The organism is Telluria aromaticivorans (genome assembly GCF_013003915.1).
Taxonomy (GTDB): domain Bacteria; phylum Pseudomonadota; class Gammaproteobacteria; order Burkholderiales; family Burkholderiaceae_D; genus Telluria; species Telluria aromaticivorans.
The window spans coordinates 1,025,158-1,037,215 of record NZ_JABAIV010000001.1 but is presented as its reverse complement, the minus strand read 5'-3'; the positions used below and the strand labels follow the sequence as shown (position 1 = coordinate 1,037,215).

The 12,058-nt window shown below is 67.1% G+C and carries 15 protein-coding genes; 3 read left to right on the top strand and 12 right to left on the bottom strand.

What is annotated here, in order from left to right:
* Positions 1-3: 3 nt before the first annotated feature.
* From HGB41_RS04800 to HGB41_RS04780, 5 genes are all read right to left on the bottom strand, one after another.
* On the bottom strand, positions 4-1,626 hold the full coding sequence (locus HGB41_RS04800) for a phosphoethanolamine transferase (RefSeq protein WP_371868443.1): 1,623 nt from the start codon (positions 1,624-1,626) through the stop codon (positions 4-6).
* Positions 1,627-1,703: 77 nt separating this feature from the next.
* Positions 1,704-2,975 carry a sensor histidine kinase gene (locus HGB41_RS04795; protein WP_171081557.1) on the bottom strand — a complete coding sequence of 424 codons (1,272 nt, stop codon included), beginning with the start codon at positions 2,973-2,975 and terminating at the stop codon, positions 1,704-1,706.
* A complete protein-coding gene (locus HGB41_RS04790) occupies positions 2,962-3,663 on the bottom strand; it encodes a response regulator transcription factor (protein ID WP_171081554.1) in 702 nt (233 codons plus the stop codon). Before HGB41_RS04790 ends, HGB41_RS04795 begins: the two co-directional genes overlap by 14 nt.
* Before the next feature lie 30 nt (positions 3,664-3,693).
* The gene (locus HGB41_RS04785; protein WP_171081553.1) at positions 3,694-4,128 is read right to left on the bottom strand and encodes a hypothetical protein; all 435 of its coding nucleotides are present in this window, start codon (positions 4,126-4,128) and stop codon (positions 3,694-3,696) included.
* A gap of 347 nt (positions 4,129-4,475) precedes the next feature.
* A complete protein-coding gene (locus tag HGB41_RS04780) occupies positions 4,476-4,847 on the bottom strand; it encodes a hypothetical protein (protein WP_171081551.1) in 372 nt (123 codons plus the stop codon).
* 127 nt (positions 4,848-4,974) lie between these two features.
* Between HGB41_RS04780 and HGB41_RS04775 the strand changes: the two genes are divergently transcribed.
* The gene (locus HGB41_RS04775; RefSeq protein ID WP_171081549.1) at positions 4,975-5,457 is read left to right on the top strand and encodes a nuclear transport factor 2 family protein; all 483 of its coding nucleotides are present in this window, start codon (positions 4,975-4,977) and stop codon (positions 5,455-5,457) included.
* A 177-nt stretch (positions 5,458-5,634) separates the two neighbouring features.
* Positions 5,635-6,534, top strand: a complete 900-nt coding sequence (gene gluQRS, locus HGB41_RS04770) for a tRNA glutamyl-Q(34) synthetase GluQRS (protein WP_171081547.1) — start codon at positions 5,635-5,637, stop codon at positions 6,532-6,534.
* On the opposite strand, the gene HGB41_RS04765 is transcribed toward gluQRS, so the two are convergent.
* The 7 genes from HGB41_RS04765 to HGB41_RS23925 form a co-directional block, all read right to left on the bottom strand.
* Positions 6,521-7,126 carry a CHRD domain-containing protein gene (locus HGB41_RS04765; RefSeq protein ID WP_171081545.1) on the bottom strand — a complete coding sequence of 202 codons (606 nt, stop codon included), beginning with the start codon at positions 7,124-7,126 and terminating at the stop codon, positions 6,521-6,523. The genes gluQRS and HGB41_RS04765 overlap by 14 nt on opposite strands.
* 149 nt (positions 7,127-7,275) lie before the next feature.
* Positions 7,276-7,740, bottom strand: coding sequence for a DUF421 domain-containing protein (locus tag HGB41_RS04760; RefSeq protein WP_171081542.1), 465 nt, complete (start codon positions 7,738-7,740; stop codon positions 7,276-7,278).
* A gap of 84 nt (positions 7,741-7,824) precedes the next feature.
* Positions 7,825-8,019 (bottom strand): oxidoreductase-like domain-containing protein, encoded by a 195-nt coding sequence (locus HGB41_RS04755; protein ID WP_171081540.1) that lies wholly within the window; start codon positions 8,017-8,019, stop codon positions 7,825-7,827.
* 3 nt (positions 8,020-8,022) lie between these two features.
* On the bottom strand, positions 8,023-8,403 hold the full coding sequence (locus tag HGB41_RS04750; protein ID WP_171081538.1) for a BlaI/MecI/CopY family transcriptional regulator: 381 nt from the start codon (positions 8,401-8,403) through the stop codon (positions 8,023-8,025).
* 57 nt (positions 8,404-8,460) lie between these two features.
* Positions 8,461-8,892 (bottom strand): hypothetical protein, encoded by a 432-nt coding sequence (locus tag HGB41_RS04745; protein WP_171081536.1) that lies wholly within the window; start codon positions 8,890-8,892, stop codon positions 8,461-8,463.
* A gap of 99 nt (positions 8,893-8,991) precedes the next feature.
* A complete protein-coding gene (locus HGB41_RS04740) occupies positions 8,992-9,654 on the bottom strand; it encodes a response regulator (protein WP_171081534.1) in 663 nt (220 codons plus the stop codon).
* Entirely contained in the window at positions 9,651-11,261 is a 1,611-nt protein-coding gene (locus tag HGB41_RS23925; protein WP_171081532.1) for an ATP-binding protein, read from the bottom strand. Before HGB41_RS23925 ends, HGB41_RS04740 begins: the two co-directional genes overlap by 4 nt.
* 281 nt (positions 11,262-11,542) lie before the next feature.
* On the opposite strand from HGB41_RS23925, the gene HGB41_RS04730 reads away from it, so the two are divergent.
* Positions 11,543-12,025 carry a KGG domain-containing protein gene (locus HGB41_RS04730; RefSeq protein WP_171081530.1) on the top strand — a complete coding sequence of 161 codons (483 nt, stop codon included), beginning with the start codon at positions 11,543-11,545 and terminating at the stop codon, positions 12,023-12,025.
* Positions 12,026-12,058: the final 33 nt, after the last annotated feature.

Here is a 12,058-nt window from a genome sequence, read left to right as displayed (position 1 = left end):
CCCTCAGCCCTTGCGTACGCAGGCATGGAACAGGTCGAGCTTCGGGTTCAGCACGGCGGTGTCGATATCGAGCATTCCCAGCACCGAGTGGAACACGTTGTCGTGCGACAGCGCCTGGTCGCGGCGCGCCTGCAGGCAGGCGCGGTCGATGTGGAAGCGGTCGGTGAAACCGTCCGACATCCACAGCATCATCGGCACATGGGTTTGCTCCTGGGGCGCGAACATGTAAGGCGCGCCATGCAGGTACATATTGCCTTCGCCGAGCGATTCGCCGTGGTCCGAGAAGTAGAGCATGGCCGTGTCGGCGCCGCCGTCATGCGCCGCCTCGCGCAGCAAATCGATCGTCTTCGCCAGGAAGGTATCGGTGTAGAGGATCGTGTTGTCGTAGGCGGAGACGATCTCCTCGCGGCTGCATTGTTCGAACTCGCTGGTATTGCACACCGGGCCGAATTGCCCGAAGCCGGCGGGGTAACGTTTCGCATAGGCGGGTCCGTGGCTGCCTTTCTGGTGCAGGACGACCACGAGGTCCTTGTCGGCATGCCGGATCAGCTCCGGCAAGCCGTCGAGCAGGCCTTCGTCGTAACACTCTTCACCGGCGCAGCGGGTCGACAGGTCGGTGAACGCCACCCGGTCGCACACGCCCTTGCAGCCCGAGTTGTTATCGCGCCAGAGCACCTCGAAGCCGGCATGCGACAGCACGTCCAGCAGGCCTTCCTGATTCCTCGCTTTGGCATCGTCGTAGCGCGCGCGTCCGAGCGCAGAGAAGACGCAGGGCACCGACACCGCGGTCGCCGTGCCGCATGACTGCACCCTGGCGAAGTTGATCAATCCCGCTTCGCGCTTCAGGCGCGGGTTGGTCTCGCGTGCATAGCCGTTGAGCGAAAAATTCGCCGCGCGCGCGGTTTCACCGACCACGATGACGGTGACCGTATGGCGCTGCTGGCTCGCCCAGCGGCTGCCCTTGACCGCATCGCGCCCGAGGGGTGCGAGAGGGACCGGCGTGCTCCAGCGGCTGCGCAGGTAGCCGTTCAGTGCCTGCACCGCATTGGTCGGCGTGAGCAGGTAGCGCAGCTCGCGATGCTCGCGCACCACCGGGGCCAGGGTCTTGAACAGCATCACCAGCAGCAAGGCGGCCAGCGCCAGCGAGCCGGTGGCGATGCCGAGGCGCTGCCCAAGGCCGCGCAGGCCGGCCGGGTAGTCGATGCGCGCACGGGCCACCAGCAGCGAAGGCAGGCCGCCCGTCAGCGCGACGAAGAGCAGCAGGCGCCAGCTCAGCAGTTCACCCGCTTCGCGCGGGTCGGTTTCAAAGATGCTCTGGACGATCGCCTTGTCGATCACGATGCCGTATTCGTTGATGAACCAGGCCGACGCCGAAGCGGTAAGCAGGAGCACGACCAGCGCCGGCTTGGCGACGAAGCGGAAGCTCGCCAGCGTGAGCAGCCCGTGGAACAGCAGGACCACGATCGCGAAGCTGGCCAGCAGGAGCGGCAGGCGCGCGAGGGACAACCCGCCGACGGCGTGGAGATAGGCCGACCAGAAATTGATGTTGGCGACGGAGGCCAGCAGCAGCGCGACCGCAAGGACAAGCAGGTTGGCGCTGATACGCCGGTAGAGGATGGCAGGCACGTCGTTTCACTTCAGGATGCGCAGCCGGAATGGCTGGGTTACCGGTGAACGATAGCGTCCGTGCCGTGAGCCGACCGTCAGCCGGGTGTTAAGCCTGCGTGAATGGGCCGCGAGTCGGCGGCCGCGAAGGTGATCGTGAAGCGGCTGCCGCCTCCTTCGCGCGGCGCATAGGCGAAGCCGGCGCCCAAAAAGTCGCAGATACGGCGCGCCAATGCCAGGCCAAGGCCGGTGCCGGCCGAGCCGATGGACGGGCTGCCGCTGCCAAGGCCGAGCGTCGCGACCACGGCGGGCGGCAGGCCGGGACCGGTGTCTTCGACCACGACCTGCCCGGGCAGGAGCACGACCCGGACTTCTCCCTGGTCGGTGTACTGGCAGGCATTGCGCACCAGGTTGCCGATCGCCGCGGCGCACAGCTCGCGCGGCGCGCGCACGGACAAGGGCGGGCCGTCGACGAAGCGCATGCTTACCGGCTTGCCGGCCACCAGCGGGCGGTATTTTTCCACTTCGTCTTCGGCGATTTCGTCGACCGCCACCGGCGGCTGGGCGCCGAGTTCCGGTGCGCGCGCCAGCAGGAGCAGCACCGTCACGCATTCCGCCGCTTCGCGCGCGGCGCGGTAGATGCGTTCGGCGGGCGCACGCATGATCGGAGAGTCGGCTTGCTGCATCAGAATCTCCGACGCGCCCATGATGACGGTGAGGGGGCTGCGCAGCTCGTGGCTGACGTCGCCGGTGAAATAGCGCTCGCGGTCGAGGAAGGCGCGCAGCTCGGTGGTGTGGGCCTCCAGGGCCCGCGCCAGCACCCCCAGCTCGTCCTTGCGTCCCGTAAGGGCAGTCGGCACGGTCTCGTTGCGGACCGATTGCGCCAGCTCGCGGATCGGCGTGACCACGCGCGTTCCCAGGAATCGTCCCAGCAGGGTAGCCAGCAGCATGAAACCGATGAAGGCGACCGCGAACATCGAGTACACCACCACTTCGATCTTGTCGTAGTCGCTCTCGTGGTCGACCAGTACCCAGCGGTCGCGCTGATCGTCACCATTGTGGCCGGCCAGCACGTGCAGGCGGGTGTCGCCGACATCGACCTTGTGCACGCCGTCCGGGAGCCCGCGCAGCGGCGCGGGGATCGTCCCGTTGCGGTGGAAGCGCAGTCCGGCCGGCATGTCGACGTCGAGGCCGGCGGTCTGGCGCGGCGCGGCCCAGGCCACGGCTGCTTCCAGGCGCTTGTCCACCAGCTGCACTTCGATGCCTTCCACCGCCAGCGCGGCAACGACCGCGAAAAAGCTCGATGCGCCGATGCCGAACAACAGGAAGGCGACGACGATGCGACGCTGCAGCGAATCAGCGCTTTTCATCGCGCGCCGCAATCGGCTGGACCAGCTTGTAGCCGACGCCGGCGACGGTCTGCAGCATCGGCGTCGCAAACGGCTTGTCGATCGCCTGGCGCAGTGCGTGGATATGCGTGCGCAGCGCGTCGCTGTCGGGGCGGTCGTCGCCCCAGACCGCATGCTCGAGCGACTCGCGCGTGACGATGCGCGGGGCGGAGGCGAGCAGGGTGCGCAGCAGGGTGTAGCCGGTCCGGGTGAGCATCACCGGCACGCCGGCGCGCGATGCCTCCTGCGTATCGGGATCGTAACTGAGCTCGCCGAAGCGCATGGTCGCGTGCACCGCATGGGCGGCGGCGGAGCGGCGCACCAGCGCTTTCAGGCGCACCTCGAGCTCCACCAGCGAGAACGGCTTGACCAGGTAGTCGTCGGCTCCGCTGTCGAAGCCGGCCACCTTGTCGGGCAGGCTGTCGCGCGCCGTGAGCATCAGCACCGGGGTGGACTTGCCGAGTTCCGTGCGCAGCTTCTGGCACAGCTCCAGCCCGTTCAGGCCGGGCAGCATGACGTCGAGGACGATTACGTCGTAGTCGTGTTCGGACGCCAGCGCCAGCCCGCCGTAGCCGTTGCGGGCGGAGTCGAGCTGGTGGCCCTTTGGTTCGAGGAAGCCGTAGAGGTTGGCGAGGATGTCGGGATGGTCTTCAACGATAAGGATGCGCATGGAGCCTATTCTAGTGCAGCCGCGCAGCCGTCAGCCATTGCGGTAGTCGATGAAGCATTGGGCGTGGCGCCAGATCTCGAAAAAACGGTCGCCGCTGCATGCCTGGCCGGGTTCCAGGCCGGTGATGCGGCCCACCAGTTCGACGTCCTTCCGGTCGAGCGCAGCCAGCCGATGGGCCCAGCGCGGGCGTCCCGCTTCGCGGCCAAAGAGGCAGCGCGGCAGGACGACCAGGACCAGGCCCGGCATCGACAGGGGGATGAGGAAGCCCCACCACGGGCCCCAGGCCAGCCCGAGCAGCATGCCGAGCAGGAAGGAGACGGTCAGCGCGACGGTGTAGACCTGCCGTCCCTGGCGCTCCAGCCAGTCGGGCGGGTAGGTGCGTGCGAGCCGGCGTGCGACGTCTTCCAGCACCAGGAAATCCTGGACCGGCATCAGGTTCGACGATACATGCACACGCTTGTTCAATGAAGGGCGCCTTTGGCGATGGTGGGGTGGCCTGGTGGCCACGTACCGAAGCCTAGTGGGCACGGCGTTAAATTTTCGTTAAGGACGCGCTAATCCGGCGTCAAACTCGCTCCGAAGCCGAATGCCGATCACTGAGAGCCGCCGGCTACCCGTAGGGTTTGCAATTCGTAATTCAGGGCATTGCCCTGAATTACCTTGCCCACGCGGTCAGATCACGGTGCTGCAGCCCGTGCGCCGGTTCAAGCTGCAACTATCACCGCATGGGGCAATCTGGTCCAGTGGACCAGATTGCAAGTCGCCCACCCTACGGTTCTCAATAATTGACTGGCATTGCCGTGAAGCCGGGACTAGTTGCATTTGCCACGCAGCTTAGCGATGGGAATGAAAGGAAGCGCGAAGAGGCCGGCCAGGAAATAGGTCGGCTGGTGCTTCAGGCCATCCGGGCGCAGGCAGTCGGGGACCTTGGCCTCGTCCATCCTGCGCGAGAAATCGCGGTAGGCGTCGGCGCCCAGGGCAATGCCTTCGCTGCGCCCCGCAATGGGCTGTTCGGCCAGGGTGTCGCTCACTGCCTGTGCGATCGCGCCGCCCGTCAGGCGTGCCCGCAGCGGCAGCGGCGCCGGCTCAGGTGCTGCGATAGTGGCCTTGCGTGGTTCTGGCTCGGCGGCGGGCGCGGGCTGGGCAAGGGCGGCGGCGCAGGCCAGCAGCAGTCGTTTCATCATTCAAGGGGACGGTGGCAACCTTGGCAATGTACTGCAGTTGCATTATCGTTAGCGGGTTTCCATACTGTGCGCCACCCCAGGCGACGCATTTCATGCGAACCGCATGCGCCAACCACCGAAAGAGACCATGAAACGACTTCTTGCCGCCCTCGTCCTGTTGTTCGGCCTGACTGGCCTTGTCCATGCCGAGACCGACGCCGTCCTCACCAAACAGGTCAACGCCTTTGTCGACGAATGGCATGACGACGCCGCCAATGCGCGCCTGGCCTATTTCGACAAGATGGCAAAGGACGGCGTCTACATCGGCACCGACCGCACCGAACTCTGGCGCCGTGACGAGTTCAAGACCTGGGCGAAAAAATATTTCGACCGCAAGTCGGCGTGGAGCTTCAAGGCCACGCGCCGCAATGTGTATGCGTCGGCCGACAAGTCGCTGATCTGGTTCGACGAGCTGCTCGACACGCCGAACATGGGCCCGTGCATGGCCAGCGGCGTGATCCGCAAGACGGCGAAGGGCTTCGAGATCGTGCATTACCAGCTGTCGATGGCGGTGCCGAACGAAGTGGCGGACCAGGTGACGAAGTTGATCAAGGAGCACGCCAAAAAATAACCCGTAGGGTGGGCGGCTTCGCCGCCCGCGCGTTCAATTCACGTTTGAATTCATGCACCGTGTCCATGCAAACCGGCGTTGCACGCGCGGGCGTTCGTCATTCCGGCCATTGGCCAGAATGACCCCGCCCACCCTACGTGTTAAGGTAGCCACATCCTGCAACAATCAATCAAGCACGTGAACCAACCCTACATCGGCCGGTTCGCCCCGTCGCCGACCGGCCCGCTGCATGCCGGCTCGCTGGTCGCGGCGCTGGCCAGCTACCTCGACGCCCGCGCCCACCACGGCACCTGGCTGGTGCGCATCGAAGACATCGACGAAGGCCGCAGCGTCCCCGGCGCGGCCGAGGGCATCCTGGCGCTGCTCGATTCGCTCGGCATGCATGCCGATGGCGAGATCGTCTGGCAGAGCCGGCGCAAGCACCTCTACCAGGCTGCCGCCGACCGCATCGCGGAACACACCTATCCCTGCGGCTGCAACCGGCGCGAGATAGCCGATTCGCGGCTGGGCGTCGCCCCGGACGGCGCAGCGATTTATCCCGGCACCTGCCGCTACGGGCTGGCGGAAGGCCGCAGCATGCGCAGCCTGCGCCTGCGCGTGCCCGACGCCGGCTATGACGTGATCAGCTTCACCGACCGCTTCGCCGGCGAGGTGACGCAGCGCCTCGGCGCCGATTCCGGTGACTTCGTTCTGAAACGCGCCGACGGCTTCTGGGCTTACCAGCTGGCGGTAGTGGTGGACGATGCGCTGCAAGGCGTCACCGACGTGGTGCGCGGTGCGGATTTGCTGGACTCGACGCCGCGCCAGGTCTTCCTGCAGCGCGTTCTCGGCGTGCCGACGCCGCGCTATTTGCACGTGCCGGTCGTGCGCAATGAATTGGGCGAAAAGCTGTCGAAGCAGACCGGCGCCGTGGCGGTGCTGCCGGGCGACGAAGCGGCGGCGGTCGCGGTCTTGCTGCAGGCGGCGCGCTTCCTCGATTTACCGCTCGAAAAGGCGGTATCGCTCGACGCCTTCTGGCGTGCGGCGATACCGGCCTGGGACCACAAACTGGCATCCCTTGACGCTAGGCTTGCTTGAACAAGGCCGGACGGCGGCGCGACAGGATCGCCAGGCCGGCCAGGCCCGCTCCCAGCATTCCCCAGGTTGCCGGTTCGGGGATCGCTGCGACCGAGGTATCGGTGAGGAAGCCGCGGATTTCTCCTCCCGGATAGAGCGAGGTGTGGATATTCAGGTAGACCTGGTTACCGGTCAGCGCATCGAGCATCGCTGCACTGGCGCCGGTAGCCGTGCCCCCGAACGCCGCGAGGAAGGTGGGGTTGTAGATGGCAGGGTCAGACAGGTCGAAGGTCTGGGTATAGTTCCCTGACGTCACCCCGAGCGGGAAGCCGAACAGGGGGATGGCAACGCCTGCCGCGCCCGCCAGCGAATCGGTGGTGCAGCAGTGCAGGTGGGCGCTCACCGTGGGCGTGGTCAGGTCGCTGAAGGGAATGTCCGCGGTCAGGATGTTCCCGTCGATTTCAAATGTCGCGATGCTATAGCCGGGCGAGGCATTGGGCGTCGCTTCAGCGGGTCCGCTGGATACGGCCCGGTAGACATCCTGGGCCTGGCTTGCCGGCGCCACCGTCAAGGCGGACACTGTCAGCGCGAGGGCCGAGATTACTTTTTTCATGGCATACCTCCTGAATAGGAAAGAAACCAAAACGGCGCGTCCGACCGGACCCGCCGCAGAAAAAAGTAGCACATGCAAGCATAGCGAGCTACACCTTACGGGAAGTAAAGAGATACCCGACAAGCAAGCAAGGCCGGTGTGCCAGAAAGCTACTGCGGATTGCGCATGATGGTGATCCCGCCGTCGGCTTCGAGGAAGGCACATTTCATCTCGGAACGCGGGCAATCGTGCTCGCGCAAGGCTTCGTCCAGGTCGCCTTCGGACAGGCGGCAACTGCGCACCACCTTGTCGAAGAAGACGCCGTCGCGCCCGATCAGCACGGCGCTGCCGTCGACCGCCTTGGCGAAAGTCTCGTTGCGCGAGCCCAGCAGGGCGATCACCGACTTGATGGCGACCAGGGTGGTGGCGACGATCAATCCGCCGGCGAGCGAATTGTCGCCACCGGTCATCGAGTTCGACACGGCTTCGGACAGCAGCATGACCACCAACAGGTCAAAGGGCGTGAACTGGCCGACCGTCCTGCGGCCCGAGATCCGCACCATGACCAGCAGCAGGATGTAGACGACCAGGCCGCGTACGACGAACTCCCACCAGGGAAGATCCATGTCAAACATATCCGCTCCAGGCCGTGACCGATGAGTTCATTGTAATCAAAACGGCAAGAGGCCGGACTCAAGCGTGCGCGGCGGTGGTACGCCTCAGGGCGGAGGCGGAGGCGGGGGCGGCGCGTCGCCGGCGCGGTTGGCGACTTCCCATTCCGCCAGCGCCTGTTCGTAGCGTTCGAGCGCCGCTTCGTAGAGGTCGAATACGCAGGGCGTGCAGCCGCTGCGGCAGCAATCCTCGAGTTCCGGCTGCACCGGTGGCACGGGCCGCGTCGAAGGAGGCAGCGGCATGGCTCAGTCCTTGCGATTCAGGATCTGCTGGATCTCTTCGCGTTCCTTCTTGCTGACGTGGCCGCGCAGGGCCGCCAGCACCAGTTCCTTGCCGGAACCAGAGAAGGCCTTGTGGATCAGGTCCTTGATGAGATTGGTCTGCAGGCTGTCCTGCGGCTGGGCCGGCGCGTACACGTGGGCGCGCGCGCTTTCGTCGCGGTTCAGCAGGCCCTTGGCATGCATCACCTGCAGCAGGCGCAGAACGTTGGCATAGGCCATGTCCGGGCGCGCCTCGACTGCCGCCTCGTGGACCTGGCGGGCGGTGGCCGGGCCGAGCTGCCACAGCAGGCGCAGCATTTCCAGTTCGGACGGGGTCGGTTTGGCGGGAACGGCGGGAATGCTCATGGGTCTAGAATAAATGATCTAGACCCGTAAGTCGAGTATCCCGGTCCGTCCCCCCCGTCAATCCTCGCGCTGGTATTCGCGCAGCTGGAACACGACTTTGCTGCCGTCGCGTTCGCACACGCCGGTCATGCTTTCACCCTTGCGCAACACGTAGGTGAAGCGGGTGCCGTCCGCCTTGCCGGCGCAGGCCGCGTGGGCGGCGGCCGGTACCTCGGGCAGTTCGATGGCGGGCGGAGCCGGTGGTGCAGGTGGCGCGGTGAGCGACGGCGGCGACGGTGGCGCTGGTGGGGCCGGCGCTGCATACCCATCATGCGGCGCCATGGGCGGGGCCGGTGGCGCAGGCGGGGCAGGCGGAGCCGGTGGAACCGGCGGCGGCGGGCATTTGCCGCGCACGGCCGAGCCGCACTTGTAGTGCACGCCGGCCTGGGCGGTCCCAGCGCCCAGGCCCAGCAGGGCGACCAGGATAAGTGTCGGGGTGATTGTTTTCATGGTGTTCTCCTCTGGCTGCGGCCACGCATCGGGCCATGGGTGCATCCTGCAGGCCAAACGTGGAGAAACGATGGAGCCGCATCGGGCCACTTCGGGCGGCTACAGGTCGCAGCGGTAGCCCAGCCCGTAGATCGAGCGGATCGCCTCGCACCCCGGCGCTGCGGCATCGATCTTGCGGCGCAGGTTCTTGACGTGGCTGTCGATGGCGCGGTCGGTGGCGTCCAGGCTGTCGGCGCGCGCGGCATCGAGCAACTGGGCGCGCGAGAACACCTGGCCCGGGCGGCGCGCCAGTGCGGCGAGGATGGCGAATTCGCTCGGCGTCAGGTCGAGCGCATGGCCGTGGATGCTGATGCGGCGTGCCGCCTCGTCGATCGCCAGTGCGCGGGCAGGTGCGCCTGTCGCGCTGCGGCGCAGGATGGCCTTGATGCGGGCCATCAGCTCGCGCGGGCTGAAGGGCTTGCACAGGTAGTCGTCGGCGCCGGCTTCCAGGCCGAGCAGGCGGTCGATCTCTTCGACGCGCGCGGTCACCATTATCACCGGAACCTCGCTGGAGGCGCGCAGCTCGCGGCACAGCGACAGGCCATCGAGCCCGGGCAGCATCAGGTCGAGCACCACCAGCGCGGGAGGATGGGCGCGGATTGCCGCCAGCGCCTCCAGGCCGTCGCCGAAAACGACCGGGTCGTGGCCGGCCGCGCGTGCGTAGTCGGCGACCACGGCGGCCAGATCAGGCTCGTCCTCGACAATCACCAGGCGCGCGCTCACATGCCCTCCCTGGCCAGCGGCAGCGAGACGGTCACGCGCAGGCCGCCCAGCGGCGAGTGGGCAAAGGCGAGCGTGCCACCCTGGGCCTCGAGGATGCGGCCGCACAGCGCCAGTCCGAGCCCGGCGCCGCCATGCGCCCGGCTGCGCGACGCGTCCACGCGATAGAAGCGTTCGCCCAGGCGCGCCAGCGCATCGCCAGGCACGCCGGGCGCGCTGTCGTCGATGACGAGGTGCACCTGCTTTGCGTCGGCATGCGCGTGCAGGAAAATGCGTCCGCCTGCCGAGGTGTAGCGCAAGCTGTTCTCGAACAGGTTGTCGAGCACCTGGTGCAGGCGGTCGGCGTCGCCCACCACCCGTTGCACGGGCGGCGCACTGCCCAGTTCCAGTTCCAGCCCGGCCGCCTGCAGGCGCGCGCCGAAGGCCTGCGCGTGGGTGGCGGCGAGCTGCCACAGGTCGAGCGGCGCCGGCTTGCAATCCAGGGCTCCGACGTCGGCGCGCGCCAGCGCATACAACTCGTCGATGAGTTTGTTCAGGGCCAGCACCTGGCGCAGCATGGCGCCGATGGTCTCGGGCGTGGCGCTGCGCACGCCGTCCTGCAGCGCTTCCAGCTGGGCGCGCAGCACTGCGAGCGGGGTGCGCAGCTCGTGCGAGGTGTCGGCCACCCATTGGCGGCGCGCGCTTTCCGCGCTTTCCAGCTGCAGGGCCAGCGCGTTGAAGTGGCGCGCCAGGTCGCCCAGTTCGTCGCTGCGCGACTCCGGCAGGCGCACCTCGTAGCGGCCACCGGCAAGGGCGCCGGCGCCCTCGGCCAGGCGCCCGATCGGCTGGCGGAAGTGGCGCGCCAGCAGGACGGCAGCCAGCGCGCTCAGCGCCACCGCCATGGCGACGATCAGCCACAGGCTGCTGCGCAGCTGTTCCAGGAAGGCGAGCGACATCGCATCGCTCGGCCGGTGGCCGCGCGCCACGCCGAGGTAGCCGACGGTGCGGCCCTCGACCTCGATGGTGCGCCGCGCCAGCGGCAGCGTGCCGGGGAGGCGGCCGGCCAGGTAGCGGCCGTTCGCATCGAGCAGCGTGACGCGCTGGTGCAGGTCGTAGGTGACGCCAATCGCACGCGGCGCTTCGGGCCCTGTGCCTGCGGTGTCGATCCGCGGCGGCGGCAGGGGCATGGCCGGCGGCGCGGGCGGGGCTGGGGGCGCCGGCGGGGCGGGCGGCGTGACCGGAGCGGGGGGAGCTGCTGCAGGGACCAGGGCGCGCGCCGGCCGGTCGTCGGGGGAGGGCGGTGAGGGGGGCGATTCCGGCGAGGGCGGCGAGGGTGGCGCCGGAACTGCGAGCGCGCGGCGCTGTCGTTCTTCTTGCAGGCGCGCCAGTTCGGTGGCGATCCAGCCGCGGCGCTCGTCGCCGGACGGCAGGAATTGCCAGTCGCCTGCCGAGCGGTAGCGCGCAGCCAGCGCGCCGGATAATTCGTCCAGGCGGTCGAGCTCGATACCGACGGCGTATTCGCCGAAACCGGCCAGCACATTTTGGCGCAGCAAGTAAACAGCGCTGGCAGCCACCGCGAGAATGGCCAGCAGGACAGACAGGAAAAGGCGGTGGCCGATGGATAGTTTCACAAGGTCGCGTCAGCGTCGGACTACAGGGCTTGGGTTGATTTGTTCTCGATTAGTGAAAACGGTGCTTAAGCGTATTCTAAGGCAAGGCGGGGCAGTGAAATTTTTCAGAATAAATTGCCCGCAGTTTGCCAGACCAGAAGCCAGGTCGGGCAAGGCATTCTCCTACAAGCTTACTGCCGTCTTTGGGTGGCTGGACACGGCTGGGACGACTACGATGTTCCTGACTCAGCCACTTCTTGGCGGGCTAATGACCCACCGAACACATTGCTTAGGAGGAACATATGGCAGCGAACAATCAAGGCGGCAACAAAGGCGGTAACCAAGGTAACCAGGGCAACAAAGGCGGTAACCAGGGCGGCAACAACCAGAGCGACACCAGCAATCGCGGCTTTGCATCGATGGACCCGCAGCGCCAGCGCGAGATCGCCAGCGAAGGCGGCCGTGCAGCGCACGCATCGGGCAATGCCCACGAATTCACCTCGGAAGAAGCACGCCGTGCAGGCTCGATGAGCCACAAGAATGACGGCAACAACCAAAGCGGCAGTGGCGGCGGCCAGCAGGGCGGCCGCAGCGAGAACCAGGGCGGCGGCAGCCAGCAAAGCGGCCGCGGCGGCAATAACCAGAGCAGTAGCGGCGGTGGCAAACAGGGCGGCCGCAGTGAGAACCAGGGCGGCGGCAACCAGGCCAGCCGTGGGGTGCAGGGCGGCACACCGGAGCAGCACGCCCGCGCCGGCGCACAGAGCCACAAGAACGACAAGCGCTGATCGGTTCGATTGGCACCGGCTGCAGGCCGAGCG